This is a genomic window from Paracoccus sp. J55 (genome assembly GCF_000513975.1).
Taxonomy (GTDB): domain Bacteria; phylum Pseudomonadota; class Alphaproteobacteria; order Rhodobacterales; family Rhodobacteraceae; genus Paracoccus.
The window spans coordinates 229252-253745 of record NZ_AZVA01000002.1 but is presented as its reverse complement, the minus strand read 5'-3'; the positions used below and the strand labels follow the sequence as shown (position 1 = coordinate 253745).

Here is a 24494-nt window from a genome sequence, read left to right as displayed (position 1 = left end):
ATTTCGTCAAAACGCCCGATGATCTGGCAGGATTTCGGCTTAATGCCGACGAATCCGGCGATCTGCCAGCATGATTTCCCGCACCCACTCGGATTCCCCTTTGAAATCATGGGGAACTTGGTCGGCGGTCCGCCGGCCGGAAAGCGAGAGCGAGGCGAAGAAATCGAAGCCGAACAGGTCCAGCCGCGCCATTTGCGAGCGCGCGATCAGGTCGATCATCATCGCGCCGGTGGTGGGCGGGGCGCCCAGCCGGGCCTGCAGCGCCCGATAATCGGCCAGCGGATGCAGGTAGAAGCCGGGGCTGGTCGCCGTCCGCCAGTCCAGACGCTTGCGCTTGGGCGACATCCACAGGATGCGATCCGGCGCGATGCGGGCACGGTCGGCCTGCGAAAGCCGCACGGCCAGCGCCAGCCAGTCGGTGCGCCCGCCATGGCTTTCGGCCGAGGGCATCGGCGCGCCGTTGATGCGGATCACCAGATCGGCGGTGTCGATCCGCGCGCCGTGATCGGTTTCGGCCAGCGCGCGGGCATTGCCCACCAGCGCGACATGCTTGTCCCGCAGCGCCGCCAGCAGCCCGGCTTGCGGAACCGAAAGGCGTTGCAACGCGGATTCGTCCCGCAGGGTGCGGGCGATCAGGAAACCCAGCCGGGTCATGCGAGCAGCCTGCGATAGACCTCGGTGATGGCGCGGGCCTCGGCCTCGATGGCGTGATTCGCCTCGACATGCGTGCGGGCCGCCTGCCCCGCCGCCAGCCGCCCGGCATCGTCGTCCAGCCAGCGCGCCAGCGCCGCGGCCAGCGCCTCGGCATCATCGCGCGGGACCAGGCTGCCGGTCTCGCCGTCGCGGATCAGCGTCTCGTAGGCGCCGGCACGGGCGGCGACGGTCGGCACGCCGCAGGCCGCGGCCTCCAGCGGGGTCAGGCCGAAGCCCTCCCAGCGGGCCGGCGCGGCGAAAAGGTCGATGGCCTGATAGTTGCGCACCACCTGTTCCCAGGGCACCTCGCCCAGGAAGCGGATGCGGTCCGAGAGGCCGGCCGCGGCGATCCTGGCCTTCTGTTCCTCGAAGAACGCCTGGTTGTCGGCGGTGACGCGGCCGGTGAAGATCAGTTTCGCGCGCGGGCGCTGGGGGAACAGCCGCAGCGCCGCCTCGACCAGCAGGTCGACGCCCTTCTGCGCCCGGATGCGGCCGAAACAGCCGATGACGATGTCGTCCGGGGCAAAGCCCAGCTCGGCCCGCAGCGCCGCGCGGTCGGCGGCGGGGTGAAAGACCGACAGGTCCACGCCATGCAGGATGACGGTGGCGGGACGTTCGAGATAGCGCGCGGCTTGCGGCGAGGTGGCGATCAGCGCGTCCTGGCGCCGGATCAGCCAGCGGGTGAAGCCGGTATGCCGGCGCTGCGCGGCCGAGGTGAAGAGCAGGCGATAGCGCCGCCGCAGCACATGCCGCAGGATCAGCCCCAGCGCCATTTCGGTATTGCGGCGCGCATGCCAGACCCGCCAGCGGTCGCGCGGCAGGCTGGCGGCGCGGGCCAGCGGGATATGCGGCAGGCCGGGCGGCAGGCCGGGGCCGGTGGCGACGATGCCGATCATCGTCGCCTGCACCGGGATCAGCCGCACTACGGTCGCCGTCACGCCCGACAGGCGGCGTTTCAGGTTCGGGGCGACCACGTCGATCCGGTCGGCGGCAATTTCAGGCATCGGGGGTCTCGGGCGTCAGGAAATACAACAGGAACCCCACCGTAAGCGGAATCAGGAAGAACAGGAACAGGGTGGAATAGGCCTCGGCGGCGCTGCCCTGCGCGGCGGCCCAGCCATAGACCGGGCGCGAGGCGAATTGCAGCACCCCCGCCCCGCCGATCGAGAACATGTTGAGGAATGTCACGCCCCGCCCCACCAGATGCGGCGGCAGAAAGGCGCGGCCATGCGCCATGAGCACGGTGTAGGTGGCGCCCGACAGCCCGACCAGCGCCAGAAGCGCCACCGACAGCGGCACGCTTTCGGCGGGAAACAGCCACAGCCCGGCCATGACCAGCACGCCCGCGCCGTTGGCGACCAGCGCCAGCCGGCGCAGCGATCCCGCCAGCCGCGTCGCCGGTCCGACCAGGAAGCTGCCGATCACCATGGCCACGCCCATGGCCAGCGTCGCCCGGCCGATCAGCTGGTCCGAGGCGCCATGCACCTCGGCCATGTAGGGCCCGGCCCAGAGGCCCCGGATCGCGGCCGAGGCGGCGTAATTGACCGAAAACAGCGGCAGGATGAACCACAGCGGCCGCAGCCGCAGAAGCTCGGCCAGCGAGCCGCGCGGGGCCGCTGCCGCCAGCCGCTCGGGGTCGCGGGTGAAGGCCAGGATCGCCAGCGCCACCGCCAGCGTGATCCCCGCCAGCGACCAGAGCGTCTGGCGCCAGCCGATGGCCTCGATCACCCAGACCAGCGGTGCGGCGCCCAGGATGTTGCCCATCGAGCCGAAGCCGACCACCGCCCCGGCCAGCGTGCCGAACAGCGCCGGGGGATAGTTGCGGGCGAAGATGTAATAGCTGCCCATCAGCGCCGGCGCGCAGCCGATCCCCATGAGCGCCAGCGAGACATGCAGATGCCAGGCCGCCTGCGCCAGCGCAAAGACCGCCGCCCCGCCCGCGCCTCCCAGCGCCAGCAGCGCGGCGACCGTCCAGCGCGGCCCGATCCGGTCCAGCGCCCCGCCGATGGGCAGCTGCATCAGCGCGAAGGTCAGGAACCACAGCCCCGACGAAATCGCCAGATCCTCGGGTCCCGCGCCCAGTTCGGCCTGCAGGACCGGGGACAGCACCGCCAGGAAGGCGCGATAGAACTGGCTGAGCATATAGGCCAGGATCAGGCTGACGATCCCCGCCGACCACAATGCGCGCATGAACCGCCCCCCTTAGCCCTGCCGGGGCCGAGACTTGCCGATTGCCCGGCGGGGCGCAATGGCCTGCGCGACGGATTTGCCGCGGCGCGCAGCGCGCCCGCCGCATGAGGCTGCGCCCGCCCGCGCCTGCCTATGCCCGCCCGGGGCCGCATCGCCGGGCCGGCCGAAAGGGGCCGCCGGAGACCGCGGCGCGATCCGGCCGGCTTCGGCTGCTATTCGGTCTTCAGCTCGGCATCCCAGGCGGTCAGGGGCGCCTCGCTCCATTCGCCATAGGTGGCGTTGGGCAGCACGATCCAGTCCGCGCCGAAACGCGCCCGGTTCTCGTCCACCTTTTCGCGCTTGGTCGCGGTATCGGCCTTGTGGAACACGCCGTCGAAATCGTGCAGCGTGTCGCCCAGCAGCAGCACGATCTGGTGATCCTCCGAGACCACGGCGCGCCGCTCGACCTTGGTGGTGCCGTAAAGCAGCACGTGATCCTCCGAGACCTGCGGCAGGCCCAGCTCGTTCAGCGTGGCGATGGTCGCGGCCTTGTTCTCGCCGAACCGGTCCGAGATGTAATAGATCGCCACCCCGGCCTTGTCGGCATGGTCGAGGAACTCCCCGGCGCCGGGGATCAGCGTGGGCTTGCCGTCGCGCTCCCAGAAGCCCCAGGTGTCCCAGCTGTCGTATTGGTGGCATTCCTGCATGTCGCGCACCAGAAGCGGGGTGTTGTCGATCACCGTCTCGTCCAGGTCGGTGACCACGGCCAGCTTCGCCGGATCCTCGGCCTTGGCGACGGCGGCGTCCAGCCGTTCGGTCGCCAGCGCGAAGGCCTGCAGTTGCAGGGCCCGGACCTCGGCCGATTGCTGCTGATAGCGCAGCCCCATGGCGAACTCCCGGACCTGGCATTGCGGCATCTGCGCCGCGTCCTGCGCGAGGGCGGCGGGTGCGATCAGCGCCGATGCGGTCAGGCCCAGCGTCAGGCGGCGGGCAAGGCGGTTGAAGGTCATCGAACTCTCCCTGTTCTGCGTCGGCGCTTTCTGCGCCTGACCGCGAAGGCTAGGGTTTGTTGATTGACCAGTCAAACAAAAACCGGCAAGTCAGGCCGGGGCCAGCCGCGCCGGCGCCTCGCGCACCGGCAGATGGATCAGCGCGCTGAAGGCGCCGACCCCGACCCCGACCCACCAGACCAAGGTGTAATCGCCGTAGATGTCATACATCTTGCCGCCCAGCCAGACGCCCAGGAACGAGCCGAGCTGGTGGCTCAGGAACACGAAGCCGTAAAGCGTGCCCATATAGCGCAGCCCGTAGATATAGGCGACGAGCCCCGAGGTCAGCGGCACGGTGGCCAGCCACAGCCCGCCCATGACCAGAGAGAACACGATGACGCTGGTCGGCGTGATCGGCATCAGGATGAAGGCGGCGGCGGCGATGGTGCGCAGCGTATAGATCCCGGCCAGCAGGTATTTCTTGGTATAGCGTTTCCCCAGCCAGCCCGCGAAGATCGCCCCGGCGATATTCGCCAGTCCGATCAGCGAGATGGCGGCGGCGCCAAGCGCCGAGGTGGTGGTGATGCCGATGCTGGCCAGCGTGCCCATCGGGCTGATCGGTCCGCACATCTCGGTCACCATGGCGGGGAAATGTGCGGTGATGAAGGCCAGCTGGTAGCCGCAGGAAAAGAACCCGGCAAAGATCATCAGATAGGACGGGTCGGTGAAAGCGCGCTTGAGCACCGAGCCCATGCTCTCTTCCAGCTCGCCGCGGCTGGCGGGCTTGCCGCCGCCCAGCATGGGCAGGAAGAACAGGCAGGCCAGCACGATCACCCCGAAGATGATGAACACGCTCTGCCACGGGTAATGCATCAGCAGCGCCTCGGCCAGCGGCGCGCCGAAGACCTGCCCGGCCGAGCCGGCGGCGGTGCCGATCCCCAGCGCCAGGCTGCGGTTCTCGTCGCTGGCGGCGCGGCCGATCACCGCAAGGATCACGCCGAAGCCGGTGCCGGCGATGCCGAAGCCGACCATCACCTCCAGCAATTGCATGGCCAGCGGGTCGGTGGCGTAGGCCGTCAGGATCAGCCCGGCGGAATAGAGGAAGGCGCCGATGATCACCGACCAGCGGTCGCCCCAGCGTTCGGCCAGGGCGCCGAAGATCGGCTGGCCGATGCCCCAGGCCAGGTTCTGGATGGCGATGGCCAGGCTGAACTCGGCCCGCGGCCAGCCGAATTCCTGCGCGATGGGGATCTGGAAGACGCCGAAACTGGCCCGCAGGGCGAAATTGATCAGCAGGATGATCGAGCCGCCGACCAGCACCGAGGTGAACAGCGGCGCGCGCATTGCCTTGGACATGTTGTCCCTCCCTCTCGCAGCCTGCAATTCCTGCGCCCGGGCGGCGGCCGCGTCAATGGCGCTGATTGCCTGAATCGGGCGGCGGCGTTAGCCTTGGGTTCAAGGCGATGCGGGGAACTCGATGTATCAGGTGATCGGAACCGGCAAGAGCCGCGCCCTGCGCGTGCTCTGGATGCTCGAGGAACTCGGCCAGCCCTATGAACATGTCGCGGTGAACCCGCAGACCGAAGGGGTCCGGCCCTTCAACCCGGCGGGCAAGGTGCCGGTGCTGGTGGTGGACGGCACGCCCATCACCGATTCCACCGCCATCCTGACCTATCTGGCCGACAAGCACGGGGCCCTGACCCATCCGGCCGGCAGCCTCGACCGAGCGCGGCAGGACAGCCTGACGCAATTCGTGCTGGACGAATTCGACGCCGCGCTGTGGCTGGCGGCGCGCCACAGCTTCGTGCTGCCCGAGGAGATGCGGCTGGCGGCGATCAAGAACACCCTGCGCTGGGAATTCGAGCGCAGCCAGCGCACGCTGGTGCATCGCATGGCCGAGGACGGCTTCCTGATGGGCGAGCGCATGACGGTGCCCGACATCATCCTGGCGCATTGCCTGACATGGGCGCTGACGGCGCGCTTTCCGATCACCGAGCACCGGCTGACCGATTACCTCCAGACCATGCGGGCCCGCCCGGCCTATCTGCGCGCCGCGGCCAGGTAGGCGGCGGCGCCCTGCCCGGCCAGCCGCCCGGTGGCAAGGCAGCCGGTCAGCAGATAGCCGCCGGTCGGCGCTTCCCAGTCCAGCATCTCGCCGGCGGCAAAGACGCCGGGCAGCGCCTTCAGCTCCAGAGCATCGGTCAGGCTGTCGGCACCGATCCCCCCGGCCGAGGAAATCGCCCGCTCGATGCCCATCGGCCCCTGGTGCCGCAACCGCAGCGCCTTGGCGCGCAGGGCCAGCCGTTCGGGCTCGGCGGGCAGCGGCCGGCCCCATTCCATCAGCAGCGCCGCGCGGACCGGATCGCCTAGCACCCGCCGCAGCCGGTTGCCGACCGACAGCTTCGCCGGCACCATGGCGAAGCGCCGCGCCAGCTCCTCGGGCGCCAGGTCCGGTGCCAGGTCGACGAAAGCCTCGGCCCCGTCCCGCATCGCGGCCGCGACCTCATAGATCCCGCCGCCCTCGATTCCGCCTGCGCTGACGACCCATTCGCCGCGCCCGACCCGGTCCCCGACATGCAGCGCCACACCCTTGACCGCCCGGCCGAAATGCCGCGCCATCTGCGCCGACCAAGCGACGCGAAAGCCCATGTTCGCCGGCCGGAACGGCACCATCGCGACGCCCTTCCTGCGAAGCCAGGGCACCCAGGCGGCGTCCGAGCCCAGCCGCGGCCAGCTCGCGCCCCCCAGCGCCAGCACCACGACCCGCGGCCGCAAGATCTGAACCCTGCCCGGCGCCTCGAAGCGCCAGCCATCGCCGTCAAAACCGCTCCAGCGCCAGCGCGTCCGCAGCTCGACCCCCAGGTCCGCCAGCCGCGCCAGCCAGGCCCGCAGCAGCGGCGAGGCCTTCATCCCGACCGGAAACACCCGCCCGGTCGAGCCGGTGAACAGCTCCACCCCCAGCCCGCGCGCCCAGGCCATCACCGCCTCAGGCCCGATTTCACCGTTTTCCAAATACTCCGGGGGAGTCCGCAGGACGGGGGCAGAGCCCCCATAATGCCCCGCAAAATCCGCGAAGGGTTCGTCCCTGGTCAGGTTCAGCCCGGATTTCCCGGCCATCAGGAACTTGCGCGCCGGGGTCGGCATGGCCTCGGCCACGACGACCCGCGCGCCCTGCCCGGCCAGCACCTCGGCCGCCCTCAGCCCGGCCGGGCCGGCGCCGATCACCAAGGCCTCGACCCCTTGGCTCACCGCCCGCCCCGCGGCATCATGCAAAGCCGCAACAGCATCCGCTCCATCAGCGCCATGGCCGGTGCCTTCGAGGACGAGCGCAACGCCAGATCGGTCTCGATCAGCTGGTGGACCGCATCCTCCAGCGCCCGCATGCCCCAGTCCTGCGCCTGCCGGATCATGCGGTCGCGGCGCGGGCCGAAGACCGGCGGCCGCAGCCGCGACAGCCCGGCTCCCGGCCCGCCGGGGTCCGAGGCCCCGGCATGCAGCCCGCGAAAATGCCGCAGCGCCGCGATGCACAGCGTCACCGGGGCGATGCCCTGCCCCTCGATCCGCCGCATCAGCGTGCCGAATTCGCGCGCCCGGCCCTCGGCCACGCAGTCGATCAGCTCATCGACCTCGGCCTCGATGGTGGCCGGCGCCAGCGCAGCGATCTCGGCGGGCGTCAGCGGTTCGGGATCGCCATGCTTGTAAAGCCCGATCTTTTCCACCGTCTGGCGGAAATCGCCGGGATCGAGGGCGCGGGACAGCGCCATCAGGTCGCGCATCGCGTCGCGCGGCACCTCGCGCAGCCCGGCCTCATGCAGCCAGCGGCCCACCTCCTCCTCGCCGGGCGGGTCGTCATAGATCGGCGCGGTCACGGCGGCGGGATGCGGCTCGAAAAGCTTCCTCAGCGCCGAGGACTTGCCCAGGCTCCCGGCCGCGACCACGATCACCGCGTCGCCGCTTTTCCATTCGGCGATGGCCGTGGCGACGGCCGGCGCCGCCGCATCCGGCGCATCATCGACCAGCACCACGCGCTGGCCCGGAAAGAAGCCTACCGCCTTCACGGCATCCAGCAGCGCCGCAGGGTCCTTGCGCAGGTCGGCGCCGGGAATGCGGGTCAGGCGCATCTCCTCCTCGGCGCCGGGGCCGACCAGCGCCTTGACCGCCTCGGCCCGCTTCAGCGCCACGCGCATGGCGTCCTGGCCATGGATCAGCAGCGCCGGGCGCGTCGGATCGGGCCGCGCCAGATAGCGTCCGATCTCGGCACCCTTCAGGATCATGGCACCGCGTCGGGCTGGACGGCCAGCAGCCGCGTCACCACCTGGTCGGCCAGCATCCGCGCCAGCCGCTCATGCGCGTCCTGTTCCGCCGCCATGGTGGCGATGGTGGTGCCGGTGGTGGAATAGGAGGTGAAGCTGCTGACCTGCCCGCGCGTCACCTCGCGGCCGGTCGCGGCCTCGGTCAGGGCGAAGTCGGCGGTGCCGTTCAGCGCGTAGCGCGTCGTCACCTCGTCGGGGGTGATCGCCTGCGGCACCACGGCGATGCGCAGCCGGTAGTCGAGCAGGAAGCGGGCCTCCGTATCCGGGCCCAGCCGTTCGGCGATGCGGCCGGCGAAGCTGAAGTCGTCCGGCGTCTTGGGATCGGCGGTGCGGACCTTGCCGAAGAGCTTGCCGCCGGTGCCGCCCGGCCCGTAGACGGGGGAAAAGCCGCAGGCGGCCAGCGCCAGCCCGGCCAGGATCACGCTGCGCCTAGACCACGACATTGACGATCCGCCCCGGCACCACGATCAGCTTCTTGGGCGGCTGGCCCTCCATGAAGCGCCGCACGGTTTCGTCGGCCAGCACGATGGCCTCGATTTCTTCCTTGGGCATGTCCTTGGGCACCTCGATCTCGGCCCGGCGCTTGCCGTTGATCTGGATCGGCAGCACCACGCTGTCGGAAACCAGCAGCGCCGGGTCCGCCTTGGGCCAGGCGGCATCGACCACCATGCCCTGCCCGCCGGCCTTCGCCCAGACCTCTTCGGCCAGATGCGGCACCATGGGCGCCATCAGCTGCGCCATGATGCGCAGCGCCTCGCGCCGGCTTTCGCCGCCCGCGCTCGACTTGCCGATGCTGTTTGCCAGCTCATAGATCTTGGCCACCGCCTTGTTGAAGGCGAAGCCCTCGATGGATTTCGTCACCTCGTCGATGGCGCGATGCGCGGCGCGGGTCAGGTCGGGATCGGCCCCGCCCTCGGGGATCTCGTCCGCCAGCCGCCAGACCCGGGCGAGGAAGCGGTTCGCCGCCTCGGCCCCGGCGGCGGTCCATTCCACGTCCCGTTCGGGCGGGCTGTCCGAGAGCATGAACCAGCGCGCCGTATCGGCGCCGAAATTGGCGACGATATTGACCGGATCGACGACGTTCTTCTTGGATTTCGACATCTTGGCCGAGGGAATGATCTCGACCACGGTGCCGTCGGCCAGCCTGCCGTCGGTGACATCCTCGGGCAGGTGATAGACCGGGCGGCCGCGCTCGTCCCGGGTCATGTAGATCTCATGCGTGACCATGCCCTGGGTGAAGAGCGCGTCGAACGGCTCCCTGGCGCCTTCCGGCAGGTGGCCGGTCTTGACCATGGCGCGGGCGAAGAAGCGCGAATAGAGCAGGTGCAGGATCGCGTGCTCGATGCCGCCGATATACTGGTCGACGTTCATCCAGTAATCGGTCTCGGCGCGCTCGGTCGGCGTCGTCGCGTGCGGCGCGGTGAAGCGCGCGTAATACCAGGACGAATCGACGAAAGTGTCCATGGTGTCGGTCTCGCGCCGGGCCGGGCCGCCGCATTGCGGGCAGGTGGCGTCGCGCCAGGTCGGATGCCGGTCCAGCGGGTTGCCGGGCACGTCGAAGCTGACGTCCTGCGGCAGCAGCACCGGCAGGTTCGCCTTGGCCTCGGGCACGGTGCCGCATTTTTCGCAATGCACCACCGGGATCGGGCAACCCCAGTAACGCTGGCGCGAGATGCCCCAGTCGCGCAGGCGGAATTTCGTCACGCCTTCGCCATAGCCCTTGGCCTCGGCATGGGCGATGGCGGCATCCACCGCCGCCTCGCCGGTCTGGTCGGCCGGACCGGCAAAGCCGCGCACATAGGTCACGGTTTCGGATTTCAGCGGCACATAGGGCGCTTTCGCCACCAGCGCGTCGGCCTGTTCCAGCGTCATGCCCTTTTCGCCGAAGGTGGCGCGGATCGGCAGGCCGTATTTCGTCGCAAACTCGTGGTCGCGCTCGTCATGCGCCGGAGAGCCGAAGATCGCGCCGGTGCCGTAATCCATCAGCACGAAATTCGCGATCCAGATCGGCAATTGCCAATCCGGGTCCAGCGGGTGGCGCACCGTCAGCCCGGTGTCGAAGCCCAGCTTCGGCGCGGTCTCGATGGCTTCCTCGGTCGTGCCGATCTTGCGGCATTCCTCGACGAAAGCCGCGACCTTCGGATCCCTGGCCGCCAGCGCCTTGACCAGCGGATGGTCGGGCGACAGCGCCACGAAGCTCGCGCCCATCAGCGTGTCGGGGCGGGTGGTATAGACCTCGATCTGCGGGAAATCCGGCAGGTTCACGGTGTCGAAGCGGAATTGCAGCCCGCGCGACTTGCCGATCCAGTTGGCCTGCATCAGCCGCACCTTTTCCGGCCAGCCCTCCAGCCCGTCCAGCGCCGTCAGCAGCTCATCCGAATAGTCCGAGATCCTGAAGAACCACTGCGTCAGTTCCTTGCGCTCGACCACAGCGCCGGACCGCCAGCCCTTGCCGTCGATCACCTGCTCGTTGGCGAGCACCGTCATGTCGACCGGGTCCCAGTTCACCTGCGCCGACTTGCGGGTGATCAGCCCGGCCTCCAGCATGTCCAGGAACAGCGCCTGCTGCTGGGCGACATAGGCGTCGTCGCAGGTGGCGAATTCGCGGCTCCAGTCGATGGACAGGCCCAGAGGCTTCAGCTGGCCGCGCATGGTGGCGATATTGCCATAGGTCCAGTCGCGCGGATGGCCGCCCTGTTCCATCGCGGCATTCTCGGCCGGCATCCCGAAGGCGTCCCAGCCCATCGGATGCAGCACCGAAAACCCCTGCGCGCGCTTGAAGCGCGCCACCACGTCGCCCATCGTGTAGTTGCGCACATGGCCCATGTGGATGCGCCCCGAGGGATAGGGGAACATCTCCAGCACGTAATACTTGGGCCGCTCGTCCCGGACGGCGCGGAACGTATCGGCCTGCTCCCACGCCTCTTGCCAGCGCGGTTCGCTGATTGCGGGATCATAGGGCATGGATACCTCCGGGCGTCAGATTGCCCGCAGGGTATTAGCCGCTTGCCCGATGCAGGTCCAGCGGGGTCGATGCGGCCTTACAGGTTGCGGTCCTGCACCCGCAGCTGCCGGGCGCGGGTCAGGATCGCGTCCTCGACCGCGCGCACCGTGTCGGGCGCCACCGCCGCACCGCCCGCACCCTGCAGCGAGACCTTGAGCGCGCGCGCGTCCAGCGAGGGGTCGCTGACCTTGACCGTGGCGCGATAGGCGCGGCCGCCGCCGGGCGGCGTGCCGTAGCCGGTGACGATGACGCCGGTGAAGGGATCGATGGACTGGATCGGCAGGAAGTTCAGCACTTCCAGACTGGCGTTCCACAGGTAGCGGTTCACCGCCACCGTGTCGTTCGGGTTGCGGCGATTCGAAAACACGTCCCAGATCGTGGATTCCCGCTGCGGTTGCGCGGCCTGGGTCTGGCGTGCTCCGCCGGGGCCCGAGCCCGGCCCGCCGGAACAGGCGGCGAGTCCCGCCGAGATCAGCAGGGCGGCGGTCAGCCGTGCGGCGCGTCTGGTCATCTGATGTCCCCCGGATCGTCCTTGCGCGAGCCATAGCGCAATTCTGCCCCTTGCGACAAGAGAGCCCGCGCCCGGGCCGGGAATGCTCCCGGCGGATGATATGGCACGCGCGCGCGAGGCGGCCCGAACCGGCATGCCGGGGCCGAGGCGAACGGCGTTGCAACGGGGTGTGGCCCATGTGCATCACAGCATTCCGGAAACAGGCGAAACGGCTCTGATTTCGTTGCAATGCCGGGGGGAAAGCGCGACACAACAGGCATACCCCAAGCCGGTATTCCGGGGTGGGGCACACGAGAGAGACAAGAGGGAAAACCATGAAAAAGTTTCTTTTTGCCACCACCGCACTGGTGATGACCGCCGGCGTCGCCGCCGCCGAAGTCGCCATCTCGGGTGACGGCCGCATGGGTCTGATCTATGACGGTGACGACGTCCAGTTCGCCAGCCGCGCGCGCGTGACCTTCACGCTGACCGGCGAGTCGGATGCCGGCCTGTCCTTCGGCGGTTCGTTCCGCGTCGACCAGCAGGACTGGAACAACGAGTTCCGTTCGGCCGCCCACGGCAACCGTGGCGCCGTCTGGATCTCGGGCACCTACGGCAAGCTGTCGATGGGCGACGTGGTCTCGGCTTCGGAAGCCGCGATCGGCGACCTGTATGAAATCGGCTACACCAACGGCGAAGTCGCCGGCGATCCGGAAGAAATCAGCTACCTGGTCGGCGACGGTGCCAACCGCGATCAGGGCCCGACGATCCTGTACGAATACACCGTCGACAACATCTCGTTCTACGCCTCGGCCACGGACGGCGTCGACACCACCGTGTTCGACGTGACCCGCGGCGCCGACAATGACGACACCCTGGGCGCGCTGTCGGACAAGGTCGCCTACTCGCTGGCCGCGAAATACGACGCCGGCAACTGGTGGGCCGGTCTGGGCTATGCCAAGCACGACGACATGAGCGAGATCTCGCTGGGCGGTGAAGCCAAGTTCAACCAGTTCTCGGTCAAGGGCGTGTTCGTCAAATACGACGACGTGTTCGTCGGTGCCGGCGCCGAGTTCGACTCGACCATCGGTCTGGCCGCTGCTTATCAAGCCGACGCTCTGACCGTGAAGGGCTTCTTCCGTCAGGACAAGGTCGACGTTGTCGGCGGCAGCGACATCAAGCCGCGCGCCATCGGCATCGGTGCTGACTACGACCTGGGCGGCGGTGCCGTTCTGGCCGGCGGCATCACCAACGTCGATTTCGACCTGCCCGGCGAAGACGACGAAACCGTCGCCGACTTCGGTGTGAAGTTCCGCTTCTGATCCTTCGGGATACGGAATTCGGAAAGAGCGGGCCTTGCGCCCGCTCTTTTCTTTTGGGATGCATGCCGCCATGGGACTGGATGAGATCAGGCGCCGCGTCGCTGCGGCCGAGGCGGCTGCGGGGCGTGCGGCGGGCGAGGTCACGCTGATCGCCGTCAGCAAGGTGCAGCCGGCCGAAAGGGTCGAGGCGGTGCTTGCCGCCGGACAGCGCGTCTTCGGCGAGAACTATGTGCAGGAGGCGGCCGGGAAATGGCCGGCCTGGCGCCAGCGTTTTCCGGGGATCGAGCTGCACATGATCGGTCCGCTGCAGACCAACAAGCTGAAACCGGCGCTGGAGCTTTTCGACGCCATCCACACGCTGGACCGCCCTTCGCTGGCCGGCAAGCTGGCCCGGCACGTGCAGCAGCGCGGCCGCTGTCCGCAGCTTTTCGTTCAGGTGAACACCGGTGCCGAACCGCAGAAGGCCGGCGTCCTGCCGGACGAGGCGGACAGCTTCGTCGCCCAATGCCGGGCGCTGGACCTGACGCTGGCGGGGCTGATGTGCATCCCGCCCGAGGATCAGGACCCGGTGCCGCATTTCCGCATCCTGCGCGAGATCGCCCGCCGCAACGGCCTCTCGGGCTTGTCGATGGGCATGAGCGGCGATTTCGAGGCCGCCATCGCCGAGGGGGCCAGCCATGTCCGCATCGGCAGCGCGATCTTCGGCGCCCGCGACTACGGCTAGGGCCGGGCAGGGCGCGTTAACCCTCTCTTTACATTGGGGATGCGGTGGCGACCGCGACGGGTTATGTTGCCCGTCAGGGTTGTGTGATTCGTTTGGACCTTGTCATGTTGTTGCTTGGTAGTTTGATCAGTTTGCTGTTTGTCGGTTTGGCCGTGGACGTGACCGCGATGACCCGCTCGCCCGGGGGCGAGGGTGAACCCGATCCGCCCGAGGACCCCGATCCCGACCGGCCCGGCGGCCTGGTTCTTGAAGGCAGCGAGGGGCCGGACTGGCTGGCCGGAACCGATGGCGACGACCTGCTGGTCGGCCATGGCGGCAATGACGACCTGCATGGCGGTCCGGGCAATGACACGCTGCGCGGCGGCGACGGCACCGACTGGATCTATGGCGATGGCGATTACGGCCCGGGCGGCGACGATCTGATCGAGGGCGGCGCGGGCGGCGATTTCCTGGCCGGGCAGGGCGGCAACGACACCGTGCATGGCGGCCCCGGCAACGACACCCTCTTCGGCGGCGAGGGCGACGACCTGCTGACCGGCGGCGACGGGGACGACTGGATCTCGGGCAATGCCGGCAACGACACGCTGGTCGCCGGGCGCGGCGAGGACGACCTGGACGGGGGTGATGGCGACGACCTGCTGATCGGCTCGGCCCATCCCGACCGGGCCTGGCTGCATGGCGGCGCGGGCAACGACACGCTGCATCCCGGCATCGGCGATTTCGCCGAGGGCGGCGAGGGCGAGGATCTGTTCCTGCTCGACGCTCTGGGCGAGGAGTTGCAGGTCCCCGGCGAGCAGGTGCCGATCATCGCCGATTTCGACGCGCTTCAGGACCGGATCGAGCTGCGCTATCAGGAAGCCGGCCATGGCGCGCCGCCGCTGCTTACGCTGGAACGCGATGCCGACGGCTCGGCCATGATCCGCCTGGACGGGGTGGCGGTGGGCCGGGTGCTGCAGGTGGCCGGGCTGCGCGCCGCCGATATCGCCCTGACCCGGATCGACCCCGGCGCCTGATACGCCGCCGGGACCGGAAAGCCCTTTCCTTTTCGGCCGATTCCGCCTATACGCCCGCATCCGCCGGATCATTCCGGCGGGTATCTCCACGGGCCTGCGCTGGACGACATCCCGGCCTGAGCCATAACCCCTTGTTTCTGAAAGGAGCCCCCGATGTCGATTACGGTTGAGGAAAAGAATCGCGTGATGACCGAATTCGCGACCAAGAAGGGCGACACCGGCTCGCCCGAGGTCCAGGTCGCCATCCTGTCCTCGCGCATCGCCACGCTGACCGAGCATTTCAAGACCCACAAGAAAGACAACCATTCGCGTCGCGGTCTGCTGAAGCTGGTCGCGCAGCGCCGCAAGCTGCTGGACTATCTGAAGCGCAAGGACGAAGCCCGCTACACCGCGCTGATCGGCAAGCTGGGCCTGCGCCGCTGATCCTTGGCGGCTTTTTTCGGCTGCGCTGAAGCGCGCCTGCCATGCGTCACCGGGCGCCCGCGGCGAAAGCTGCGGGCGTTTGCATGTCCGGAAGGGCCGCGCCTGCCGATTCGCGGGCAGGTCAGCTGGCCGTCAATTAAAATCCAAGAAACTGAATTCTGGATTCTTAACGCCCGGCGTCTACCGTGGGACCCGTTTACCAGACGGAGACTTGTCATGTTAATCAGCTCGCTGTTCAAACCCCCGCCCCTGCAGACAGCCGCCGCGCAGCCATCCCTGTTGCAGGGCGTGGTGAATACCGTGGACACGCTTGTCGGGTCGCTTCTGGAGCCGGCGCCGGCACCTTCGTCGGCAGCGGGATCGGCCGGCGAGGGCGGGGTTCGCTTCGATTTCTCGCAAGAGGCCATGCAGGCCGCATCCGCCGCGCCGGAAGCGGCGTCCGCGCCGGTTGCGAATCCGGCGGCCCCTGCTGCAGCGCAGCCGGCTGCGCCAGCCGATGCGGACGTGCCCGCCGCTGCCACCCCCGCGGCGGCGCCGGTGATCGCCGAGGCCGCCAGCGGGACCGCGGCGGCCCCGGCGCTGACGGTGCCGGTGGGCGCGGCGGCGAAGGCCGAAATCCCGGCGCCCGCCGCCTCGGCCGTCCGGACGGCGGCGGCGGCCGTCGATGCCGACCCCGATGCCGAGGCGCTGGCCCGTGCTTGGGCGATCAGGGCGCTGGCCCGCGAAAGCGCGCAGGGCGTGATCGACCGCCTCGTTTCTCGGGATAGCCGACCCTGGCCGACGGATGTGGTCAGCGACAGCGCCGTCCGGAACGAGGCCCGGCCGGAGACCTTGGCCAAGCTCTGATCCTCTGGGCCGGGCCGAGCTGCGGGCGGTACCGATCCGCTGCCGCCCGCTTCGATTCGCTGCGAAAGGACAGGCGCGGCGGCCCGATGCGCGGCGGGACGGCCCGCCCGGCGGGGGACGACGAAAAGGTCCCGCCACTTCGCCGGCCCATGCGGCAGTGGTGCTGCGAACCGGGCGGGCCGGCGCGGCTGACGGGATCCTTCGAGGCTGCGCCGGCGGCGGCGGGTCAGGGTGCGGTCGGCCGGCAGCCCGGGGACGATGGCGGAACGGACAAGCCGCGCGCCGGTCCGGCAGGCGCAAGCCACTTCCCATATCCCTTGTTTTCCTGTATGGGGCGTCCCCATCTGTGACGTGACGCCAGGCCCCGGGGCACATGCGAAGGATAGGGGCGGCGGCAATGGGGCCGCCATTTGACACGGGGCGCGACCGGAAGGGCCGGCGCGTCGCCAGAGGAAACCAGATGTTTGATGAAGTGAAGAAATCCATCCAGTGGGGCCAGGAAACGCTCACGCTGGAAACGGGCAAGGTTGCCCGTCAGGCCGACGGCTCGGTCATCGCCACCCTGGGCGAGACCAGCGTGATGGCCAACGTCACTTTCGCGAAAGAACCCAAGCCCGGTCAGGACTTCTTCCCCCTGACGGTGCATTATCAGGAAAAATACTACGCCGCCGGCAAGATCCCGGGCGGCTTCTTCAAGCGCGAGGCCCGTCCCTCGGAAAAGGAGACGCTGACCGCGCGCCTGATCGACCGGCCGATCCGCCCGCTTTTCGTCCCCGGCTTCAAGCATGAAGTGCTGGTGATGTGCACGGTGCTGAGCCATGACCTGGTCAACGATCCCGACATCGTGGCGATGATCGCCGCCTCGGCCGCGCTGACCATTTCGGGCGTGCCCTTCATGGGCCCGATCGGCGCCGCCCGCGTCGGTTTCGCCAATGGCGAATATGTGCTGAATCCCGAAGTGCAGGACATGGACCAGCTGCGCTCGAACCCCGAGCAGCGGCTGGACCTGGTCGTCGCCGGCACCCGCGACGCGGTGATGATGGTCGAATCGGAAGCCTATGAGCTGACCGAGGCCGAGATGCTGGGCGCGGTGAAATTCGGCCACGAGGCGATGCAGCCGGTGATCGACTTGATCATCGACCTGGCCGAGGCGGCCGCGAAAGAGCCCTTCGAGTTCCAGGCGCCGGATTACAGCGTGCTCTATGCCCGCGTGAAATCGCTGGGCGAGGCGGATATGCGCGCCGCCTACGCGATCCGCGACAAGGGCGAGCGCCGCGACGCCATCGAGGCCGCCAAGGCCAAGGTCCTTGAGGGCCTGTCCGAGGAAGAGCTGCTGGATCCCAACCTGGGCTCGGCGCTGAAGAAGCTGGAATCGGGCATCCTGCGCGGCGGCATCATCGACGGCCATCCGCGCATCGACGGCCGCGACACCCGCACCGTGCGCCCCATCGACTGCGAGGTGGGCTTCCTGCCCCGCACCCACGGCTCGGCGCTGTTCACCCGCGGCGAGACCCAGGCGCTGGTCGTGACCACGCTGGGCACCGGCGATGACGAGCAGATCATCGACGCGCTGCACGGCAACTCGCGCTCGAACTTCCTGCTGCACTACAACTTCCCGCCCTATTCGGTGGGCGAGGTGGGCCGCGTCGGCAGCCCCGGCCGTCGCGAGATCGGCCACGGCAAGCTGGCCTGGCGGGCGCTGCAGGCGGTGCTGCCGGCCGCGACCGACTTCCCCTATACCATCCGCGTGGTCAGCGAGATCACCGAGTCGAACGGCTCGTCCTCGATGGCCTCGGTCTGCGGCGGCTCGCTGTCGATGATGGATGCGGGCGTGCCGCTGAAGGCGCCGGTCGCCGGCGTCGCCATGGGCCTGATCCTGGAAGAGGACGGCCGCTGGGCGGTGCTGACCGACATCCTGGGCGACGAGGATCACCTCGGCGACATGGACTTCAAGGTCGCCGGCACCGAAAACGGCATCACCTCGCTGCAGATGGACATCAAGGTCGCGGGCATCACCCCGGCGATCATGGAGCAGGCGCTGGCGCAGGCCAAGGACGGCCGGATGCACATCCTGGGCGAGATGGCGAAGGCCCTGACCGAGGGCCGGCGCGAGTTCAGCGCCCATGCCCCGCGCATCGAGACCATGACCATCCCGACCGACAAGATCCGCGAAGTGATCGGCTCGGGCGGCAAGGTGATCCGCGAGATCGTCGAGACCTCGGGCGCGAAAGTCGATATCAGCGACGACGGCACCATCAAGATCGCCTCGGCCAATGCCGATTCGATCAAGAAGGCCTATGACATGATCTATTCGATCGTGGCCGAGCCGGAAGAGGGCAAGATCTACACCGGCAAGGTGGTGAAGCTGGTCGATTTCGGCGCCTTCGTGAACTTCTTCGGCAAGCGCGACGGTCTGGTGCATGTCAGCCAGATCGCCAACAAGCGCCTGAACCACCCCAACGAGGTGCTGAAGGAGGGCCAGGAGGTCAAGGTCAAGCTGCTGGGCTTCGACGACCGCGGCAAGGTGCGCCTGGGCATGAAGATGGTCGACCAGGAAACCGGCGAGGAGATCAGCCAGGCCAAGGAAGAACCGGCCGAAGGCTGATTTTCGAGACATCAGAGGAACCCGGCGCCGTCCGGGTTCCTTCTACTGAGATACCGGCCGGACGGGTTTGATCCTGCCGGCGGAGACGGGCGGATGGTCAGGCGCAAGAAATCGAGGTTCGAGCGTTTCTTCTCGCTGAACCAGCACCGCAAGCGCTGGGGCGCGCGGCGGCATATCGTCGCTGATCCCGATCTGGCCGCGATGCGGGACCGGATCATCGAGGCCGGCGAGCCGGTGCAGACCCATGGATCGGAAAAGTCGCTCGACCTGCATCTGGCGAATCTGAGGCGCGAGTTTTCCGGACAGGCGGAGCTTCTTTTCCATCATGCCTCTCTGATCGTCCTGATCCGCCGCGAGGTGCGGCTGGCCGAAAACATCGCGCAGTTCGAAGGGCTTTGGGCGCAGGAGGCGGAGTTCCTGTGCCCGCACCTGAACCTGCGCTGGCTGATCTCTGCGGCGGACACGCTTGCCGACCATGCCCGCGATCCGCAAGCCCGGTCGATTGCGATGATGGCCTCGCTTCTGGGCAATACCGTCAAGATCGGTGAATCCGATCGCTATATCCATGGCGCAGAGGCGCTGACCCCGCTGCCCGAGCGGATCGAGGGGCTTCAGGCCGGCATGGTTCCGCTTTTCGACGGGCTGTCGGTTTTCAAGGCGGGCACCGATGACATGCTCCGCAACATGTATTGGCGGCTGGAGCCTTACTTCGCCACCGGTCCTGCGGGCATGATCTTCAAGACGATCTATGACCGGATGCAGATCCATGACACGGCCTTCGCCCGGCTGCGTGCGCTTCACCATCGTGACCGCACCAGCTGGTGGGAGAGCCGCGAAACCTGAAGAGAGCAGGCGGGATTGCTCGCCCCATCGGCAAGCCATGAAAGGCCGTCGCCGGCCCGCGCTTGCCAGACCGGCTCGGACCGGAGCAAGCTATCCACAAACAGCGAGATCTGAACATGAACGGCGAGTCCGTCCTGATCCTGACGATGAAATGGGGCACACTCTACAGTGCGGCGGATGTCAACCTGCTGGCCGCGCAGGTGCGTCGCCACCTGAACCGGCCGAATCGCTTCATCTGCTTCACGGATGATGCAGAGGGGCTTGCACCCGGGATCGAGGCCCTGCCGCTGCCCGAGCTGGGCTTGCCGGCGGGAAGTTCCGACACGCGATGGCGCAAGCTGGCCCTGTTTCGCCGCGATCTGGGGGGACTTTCGGGGACCGCCCTGTTCCTCGATCTGGATCTGGTGATCGTCGGCGACCTGGCTCCGTTCTTTGATTATCCGGGCGAGGTGCCGATCATCCGCGATGACGACCTGTTCCGCCCCAAGCCCTTGCGCCGCCTGCGCCCCGCCCGCGACCGCTTCCTGCATATGGTCGGCAATACCTCGGTCTTTCGCTTTACCATCGGCGCGCATCCCGAGGTGCTGGACAGCTACCTGGCCGATCCCGCCGGCGCCTCGGCCCGCTACGAGCATGAACAGCAGATGGTCAGCGATCTGCTGGACCGGCAGGGCAAGCTGACATATTGGCCGCGCGGCTGGTGCGTCAGCTTCAAGAATGACTGCGTGCCGCGGAATTTCGCCAGCTATTGGCGCGACCCCAGCCTGCCCGAAGGTGCGAAGATCGTGCTGTTTGCCGGCGCGCCCAAGATGGGGGAGGTCTTTGCCGGCCGGGGGCATAAATTCTATCGCCGAATCGGCAATATCGACTGGCTGCGCCGGGCATGGGAAGACCGCGATCCTTGACGCATTCCGCTGCTGCGCATATCGGCCGCGCCACGGGCGCGGCCGAGGGCTCTGTCGGTCTCCGCTCGGACCGGTTCGAACCCGCCCTACGCCGGGTCCTTGGCGAAGCGCAGATAGGGCAGTTTCTTGTCGAGCTGGCCGTATTTCGCCTCGGCCGCCGCGTCGTCCAGCGCCAGCGCCACGATCACGTCCTGGCCCGGGACCCAGTTCGCGGGCGTGGCCAGCGGCACGCCGTCGGTCTTTTGCACCGCGTCCAGCGCCCGCAGGATCTCGGCGAAGTTGCGGCCCACCGACATCGGATAGGTCATCGTCAGCCGCACCTTCTTGTCCGGCCCGATGATGAAGACGGTGCGCACCGTGGCGGAATGCTGCGGCGTGCGGCCCTCGGTCGGCAGGTAGTAGTCGGCCGGCAGCATGTCATAGGCCTTGGCGACCGTCAGGTCGGTGTCGTCGATGATGGCGAAATTCGCCGGGACGCCGGCGACTTTCTCGATATCGGCCTTCCATTTGCCATGGTCCTCGGCCGAATCGACCGAGACGCCCAGCACCTTGGTGTTGCGCTTCTCGAATTCGGGGATCAGCTGGGCCATGGTGCCGAATTCGGTGGTGCAAACCGGCGTGAAGTCGCGCGGATGCGAGAACAGGATGGCATAGCTGTCGCCGATCCAGTCGTGGAAGCTGATCGGGCCCTCTGTCGAATTGGCGGTGAAGTCCGGGGCCGTGTCGTTGATGCGCAGGGACATTGCAGGTCCTTTCCATTGGCTCTTTCGCGTCAAGATAGTCATGTGCGGCGGATTGTCCAACACGATCTTTTCAGTCGTGTTAAAATCGCGCTCGGCTGCGGGTTGCGGCCCGGCCGTCCGGGTGCCAGTCTGCCGGCAATCGCAGATCAGAGGAGGCTGTCATGGGCGGACTTGCCGACAAGCGGAAATTCTACATCAACGGGCAATGGGTCGCGCCGGCCGCGCCGCGCGACCTCGAGGTGATCGACCCCTCGACCGAGGAGCCGGTGGCGGTGATCAGCCTGGGCGATCAGGCCGATACCGATGCGGCGGTGGCGGCGGCCAAGGCGGCTTTCCCCGCCTGGTCCGAGACCGCGCCGGCCGAGAGGCTGGCCCATGTCGAGAAGATCCTGGAAATCTACAAGCGCCGCGCCCCCGACATGGCCGCCGCCATCACCGCCGAGATGGGCGCGCCGCAGGACATGTCGCTGAACGACCAGACCGCGGCCGGCAGCTATCACATCGAGACCTTCATCGAGGCCTTCAAGGGTTTCGAATTCATCCGCCCGCTGCGCCCGGACACCCCGACCAGCATGGTCGCATGGGAGCCGGTGGGCGTCGTCGGGCTGATCACGCCCTGGAACTGGCCGATGAACCAGGTGACGCTGAAGGTGATCCCGGCGCTGCTGGCCGGCAATACCGTTGTGCTGAAGCCCAGCGAGATCGCGCCGCTGTCCTCGGTCGTCTTCACCGAGATCGTGGAGGAGGCCGGGCTGCCGCCGGGCGTCTACAACATGGTGAACGGCGACGGCGCGGGCGTGGGCACGCAGCTTTCGGTGCATCCCGACGTGGACATGATCAGCTTCACCGGCTCGACCCGCGCCGGCATCGCCATCACCAAGGCCGCGGCCGACACGGTCAAGAAGGTGGTGCTGGAACTGGGCGGCAAGGGCGCGAACCTGGTCTTTGCCGATGCCGACGACAAGGCGGTGACGCGCGGGGCGCGGCATGTGTTTTACAACTCGGGGCAAAGCTGCAACGCGCCGACGCGGATGCTGGTCGAGCGGTCCTTCTACGAGACCGCCGTCGAGCAGGCCCGCAAGGTGGCCGAAGAGACCGCGGTGGCAAGCGCCCACCAGCCCGGCCGCCATATCGGCCCGGTGGTCAGCAAGCAGCAATGGGACAAGATCCAGGGCCTGATCCAGGCGGGCATCGACGAGGGCGCCCGGCTGGTCGCCGGCGGTCCCGGCCTGCCCGAGGGCGTCAATCGCGGCTATTTCGTGCGCCCGACGGTCTTTGCCGACGTCACCAACGACATGACCATCGCCCGGCAGGAGATCTTCGGCCCGGTCCTGTCGATCATCCCCTTCGACAGCGAGGAAGAGGCGGTCGGGATCGCCAACGACACCGTCTATGGCCTGACCAACTACGTCCAGACCCAGGACGGCGCCCGGCGCAACCGGCTGGCGCGCAAGCTGCGCGCCGGCATGGTCGAGATGAACGGGCAGTCGCGGGCCAGGGGCTCGGCCTTCGGCGGCGTGAAGGCCTCGGGTCGCGCGCGCGAGGGTGGCGTCTGGGGGCTCGAGGAGTTCATGGACAGCAAGCAGATCAGCGGCTGGGACCCGGAAGCCTGATCCCTTCGGGCGACCATCGGGGGCCGTCCCTTGGGCCGGCCCTTTTCCTTGCCGGGTGTTGCCGCTAGCATCCCGCCGCGAGAGGCGAGGGGGGCATGCGATGAAGACGATCCTGATCACCGGCGGCGGCAGCGGCATCGGCCGGCTGACCGCCCGTCGGTTCCTTCAGGCCGGCTGGCGGGTCGGGCTGGTCGGCCGGCGCGAGGCGGCGCTGGCCGAGACCGCGGACGGCCATCCGCAGGCGCTGGTGCTGCCCTGCGACGTGACCGTGCCCGAGGCGGTCGATGCGGCCTTTGCCCGCGCCGCGGCCGAATGGGGCCGGCTGGACGTGCTGTTCAACAATGCCGGCGCCATCCTGATTTCGCGCCTGATCGACGAGATTTCCTGGGAAGAGTGGCAGGGCGTGGCGCGGGTGAACATCGACGGCATGTTCCTGTGTGCCCGCGCCGCCTTCCGGCAGATGCGCCGCCAGCAGCCGATGGGCGGGCGGATCATCAACAACGGCTCGATCGCGGCCGAGGCGCCGCGCCCCGGCTCGGTGCCCTATACGGTGTCGAAGCACGCGGTGACCGGGCTGACGCGCACGCTGGCGCTGGACGGGCGGCCCTATAACATCGCCTGCGGCCAGATCAACGCCGGCAATGCCGCGACCGAGATGATCTCGGCCGTGGGGACGGTGGGCGCGCCGCAGGCCGACGGCTCGATCAGGACCGAGCCGCTGATGGATGCCGCGACGGTGGCCGAGGCGGTGCTGCACATGGCCAGCCTGCCCGAGGGCGCCAACGTGCTGCACATGACGGTCATGGCGACCAACATGCCCTTCGTGGGGAGGGGCTGATGAACACGGTCCTGGCGGTCGGTCCCTATTCCGACAGCGATGAGGCGGCGCTGCGCGATGCGTTCGCGGCGGTGCAGGTTGCGGATCTGGCGGCGCTGCGCGACCTGCCGGCCGAGGAACGCGCCGGGATCCGGGCCATGGCCTTTTGCGGGCACGAGGCGCTGGACGGCGCGGCGATGGACCTGCTGCCGGGGCTGGAGGTGATCGCGAATTACGGCGTCGGCTATGACGCCATCGATATCGACGCTGCCACGGCCCGCGGCATCGTGGTGACCAACACCCCCGATGTGCTGAACGACGACGTGGCTGATCTGGCGGTGGCGCTGCTGCTGGCCGAGGCGCGGCGGATCGTGCCGGCCGAAGCCTGGCTGCGCGCCGGGCATTGGGCCGAGGGCGGTGAGTTTCCGCTGGCGCGCAAGCTGACCGGGCGGCGCGTCGGCATCCTGGGCCTGGGCCGCATCGGGCGCGAGATCGCCGCGCGGCTGGCGGCGTTCAAATGCGAGATTCATTATTTCTCGCGCCAGCCGAAACAGGCGCCGGGATGGGTCTGGCACGACAGTCCGCTGGCCCTGGCGGAGGCGGTGCAGGACCTGGTGGTCTCGACCGTGGGCGGAGAGCAGACGCGGGGGCTGGTCGACGCCCAGGTGATCGCCGCGCTGGGGCCGGACGGGGTGATCGTGAACATCTCGCGCGGCTCGGTGATCGACGAGGAGGCGCTGATCGCCGCCCTGGAGCAAGGGCGGCTGCGCGGCGCCGGTCTGGACGTGTTCCGGGGCGAGCCGCGGGTCGATCCGCGGCTGGTGGCGCTGGGCAATGCGGTGCTGCTGCCGCATGTCGGCTCGGCCACCGTCGAGACTCGGGCGGCGATGGGCGCGTTGCAGCGGCAGAACCTGCGCGCGGTGCTGGACGGCCGGCCTGCGGTCACGCCGGTCAACCGGCTTTGAACAAGCGAAAGGACGAG

23 protein-coding genes are annotated in these 24494 nt (G+C 68.5%); 12 read left to right on the top strand and 11 right to left on the bottom strand.

Going from position 1 to position 24494, the window contains the following annotated elements; all coding sequences use genetic code 11:
* Nucleotides 1-39 precede the first annotated feature (39 nt).
* The 5 genes from PARJ55_RS0103265 to PARJ55_RS0103245 all read right to left on the bottom strand — a co-directional run bounded on the left by PARJ55_RS0103265 (nt 40) and on the right by PARJ55_RS0103245 (nt 5207).
* Complete coding sequence (locus PARJ55_RS0103265) at nt 40-654, bottom strand: glycosyltransferase family 29 protein (RefSeq protein ID WP_028711700.1); 615 nt, start codon at nt 652-654, stop codon at nt 40-42.
* Nucleotides 651-1697: a glycosyltransferase family 4 protein gene (locus PARJ55_RS0103260; protein WP_028711699.1), complete on the bottom strand. Its 1047-nt coding sequence runs from the start codon at nt 1695-1697 to the stop codon at nt 651-653. The genes PARJ55_RS0103265 and PARJ55_RS0103260 overlap by 4 nt, the downstream gene beginning before the upstream one ends.
* Entirely contained in the window at nt 1690-2883 is a 1194-nt protein-coding gene (locus PARJ55_RS0103255; RefSeq protein WP_028711698.1) for an MFS transporter, read from the bottom strand. The genes PARJ55_RS0103260 and PARJ55_RS0103255 overlap by 8 nt, the downstream gene beginning before the upstream one ends.
* Nucleotides 2884-3095: 212 nt before the next feature.
* Nucleotides 3096-3872, bottom strand: coding sequence for a 5'-nucleotidase, lipoprotein e(P4) family (locus PARJ55_RS0103250; protein ID WP_028711697.1), 777 nt, complete (start codon nt 3870-3872; stop codon nt 3096-3098).
* Between the two features lie 90 nt (nt 3873-3962).
* Nucleotides 3963-5207, bottom strand: a complete 1245-nt coding sequence (locus PARJ55_RS0103245; protein WP_028711696.1) for an MFS transporter — start codon at nt 5205-5207, stop codon at nt 3963-3965.
* Nucleotides 5208-5328: 121 nt separating this feature from the next.
* On the opposite strand from PARJ55_RS0103245, the gene PARJ55_RS0103240 reads away from it, so the two are divergent.
* Nucleotides 5329-5916, top strand: coding sequence for a glutathione S-transferase family protein (locus tag PARJ55_RS0103240; protein WP_028711695.1), 588 nt, complete (start codon nt 5329-5331; stop codon nt 5914-5916).
* Here PARJ55_RS0103240 and PARJ55_RS0103235 read toward each other — a convergent pair.
* The 5 genes from PARJ55_RS0103235 to PARJ55_RS0103215 all read right to left on the bottom strand — a co-directional run bounded on the left by PARJ55_RS0103235 (nt 5892) and on the right by PARJ55_RS0103215 (nt 11679).
* Nucleotides 5892-7100: a TIGR03862 family flavoprotein gene (locus PARJ55_RS0103235; protein ID WP_028711694.1), complete on the bottom strand. Its 1209-nt coding sequence runs from the start codon at nt 7098-7100 to the stop codon at nt 5892-5894. The two genes, PARJ55_RS0103240 and PARJ55_RS0103235, sit on opposite strands and share 25 nt — an antisense overlap.
* On the bottom strand, nt 7097-8125 hold the full coding sequence (gene holA, locus PARJ55_RS0103230) for a DNA polymerase III subunit delta (protein ID WP_028711693.1): 1029 nt from the start codon (nt 8123-8125) through the stop codon (nt 7097-7099). Before holA ends, PARJ55_RS0103235 begins: the two co-directional genes overlap by 4 nt.
* Entirely contained in the window at nt 8122-8607 is a 486-nt protein-coding gene (gene lptE / locus PARJ55_RS0103225) for an LPS assembly lipoprotein LptE (protein WP_028711692.1), read from the bottom strand. The genes holA and lptE overlap by 4 nt, the downstream gene beginning before the upstream one ends.
* Nucleotides 8594-11128: a leucine--tRNA ligase gene (gene leuS, locus PARJ55_RS0103220; protein WP_028711691.1), complete on the bottom strand. Its 2535-nt coding sequence runs from the start codon at nt 11126-11128 to the stop codon at nt 8594-8596. Before leuS ends, lptE begins: the two co-directional genes overlap by 14 nt.
* A 77-nt stretch (nt 11129-11205) precedes the next feature.
* Nucleotides 11206-11679 (bottom strand): DUF3576 domain-containing protein, encoded by a 474-nt coding sequence (locus tag PARJ55_RS0103215; protein ID WP_028711690.1) that lies wholly within the window; start codon nt 11677-11679, stop codon nt 11206-11208.
* Between the two features lie 314 nt (nt 11680-11993).
* Here PARJ55_RS0103215 and PARJ55_RS0103210 point away from each other — a divergent pair, with 314 nt between their 5' ends.
* The 8 genes from PARJ55_RS0103210 to PARJ55_RS0103175 all read left to right on the top strand — a co-directional run bounded on the left by PARJ55_RS0103210 (nt 11994) and on the right by PARJ55_RS0103175 (nt 20339).
* On the top strand, nt 11994-12980 hold the full coding sequence (locus PARJ55_RS0103210; RefSeq protein ID WP_028711689.1) for a porin: 987 nt from the start codon (nt 11994-11996) through the stop codon (nt 12978-12980).
* A gap of 70 nt (nt 12981-13050) precedes the next feature.
* Nucleotides 13051-13704: a YggS family pyridoxal phosphate-dependent enzyme gene (locus PARJ55_RS0103205; RefSeq protein ID WP_028711688.1), complete on the top strand. Its 654-nt coding sequence runs from the start codon at nt 13051-13053 to the stop codon at nt 13702-13704.
* Between the two features lie 167 nt (nt 13705-13871).
* A complete protein-coding gene (locus PARJ55_RS0103200) occupies nt 13872-14717 on the top strand; it encodes a calcium-binding protein (protein ID WP_232215657.1) in 846 nt (281 codons plus the stop codon).
* 153 nt (nt 14718-14870) lie between these two features.
* Nucleotides 14871-15140, top strand: a complete 270-nt coding sequence (gene rpsO, locus PARJ55_RS0103195) for a 30S ribosomal protein S15 (RefSeq protein ID WP_028711686.1) — start codon at nt 14871-14873, stop codon at nt 15138-15140.
* A gap of 279 nt (nt 15141-15419) precedes the next feature.
* Nucleotides 15420-15986 carry a hypothetical protein gene (locus tag PARJ55_RS22935; protein WP_051476374.1) on the top strand — a complete coding sequence of 189 codons (567 nt, stop codon included), beginning with the start codon at nt 15420-15422 and terminating at the stop codon, nt 15984-15986.
* Nucleotides 15987-16446: 460 nt separating this feature from the next.
* Complete coding sequence (pnp, locus tag PARJ55_RS0103185; RefSeq protein ID WP_028711685.1) at nt 16447-18591, top strand: polyribonucleotide nucleotidyltransferase; 2145 nt, start codon at nt 16447-16449, stop codon at nt 18589-18591.
* A 93-nt stretch (nt 18592-18684) separates the two neighbouring features.
* On the top strand, nt 18685-19434 hold the full coding sequence (locus tag PARJ55_RS0103180; RefSeq protein ID WP_028711684.1) for a hypothetical protein: 750 nt from the start codon (nt 18685-18687) through the stop codon (nt 19432-19434).
* A 116-nt stretch (nt 19435-19550) separates the two neighbouring features.
* Nucleotides 19551-20339: a hypothetical protein gene (locus PARJ55_RS0103175; RefSeq protein WP_036713736.1), complete on the top strand. Its 789-nt coding sequence runs from the start codon at nt 19551-19553 to the stop codon at nt 20337-20339.
* A gap of 86 nt (nt 20340-20425) precedes the next feature.
* Here the strand turns inward: PARJ55_RS0103175 and PARJ55_RS0103170 are convergent, their stop codons facing one another.
* Nucleotides 20426-21082, bottom strand: a complete 657-nt coding sequence (locus tag PARJ55_RS0103170) for a peroxiredoxin (protein WP_028711682.1) — start codon at nt 21080-21082, stop codon at nt 20426-20428.
* A 161-nt stretch (nt 21083-21243) separates the two neighbouring features.
* On the opposite strand from PARJ55_RS0103170, the gene PARJ55_RS0103165 reads away from it, so the two are divergent.
* The 3 genes from PARJ55_RS0103165 (at nt 21244) to PARJ55_RS0103155 (ending at nt 24477) form a co-directional block, all read left to right on the top strand.
* Nucleotides 21244-22695, top strand: coding sequence for an aldehyde dehydrogenase family protein (locus PARJ55_RS0103165; RefSeq protein ID WP_028711681.1), 1452 nt, complete (start codon nt 21244-21246; stop codon nt 22693-22695).
* A gap of 100 nt (nt 22696-22795) precedes the next feature.
* The gene (locus tag PARJ55_RS0103160; RefSeq protein ID WP_028711680.1) at nt 22796-23533 is read left to right on the top strand and encodes an SDR family oxidoreductase; all 738 of its coding nucleotides are present in this window, start codon (nt 22796-22798) and stop codon (nt 23531-23533) included.
* Nucleotides 23533-24477 carry a 2-hydroxyacid dehydrogenase gene (locus PARJ55_RS0103155; RefSeq protein WP_028711679.1) on the top strand — a complete coding sequence of 315 codons (945 nt, stop codon included), beginning with the start codon at nt 23533-23535 and terminating at the stop codon, nt 24475-24477. The genes PARJ55_RS0103160 and PARJ55_RS0103155 overlap by 1 nt, the downstream gene beginning before the upstream one ends.
* The last annotated feature ends 17 nt before the right edge of the window (nt 24478-24494 follow it).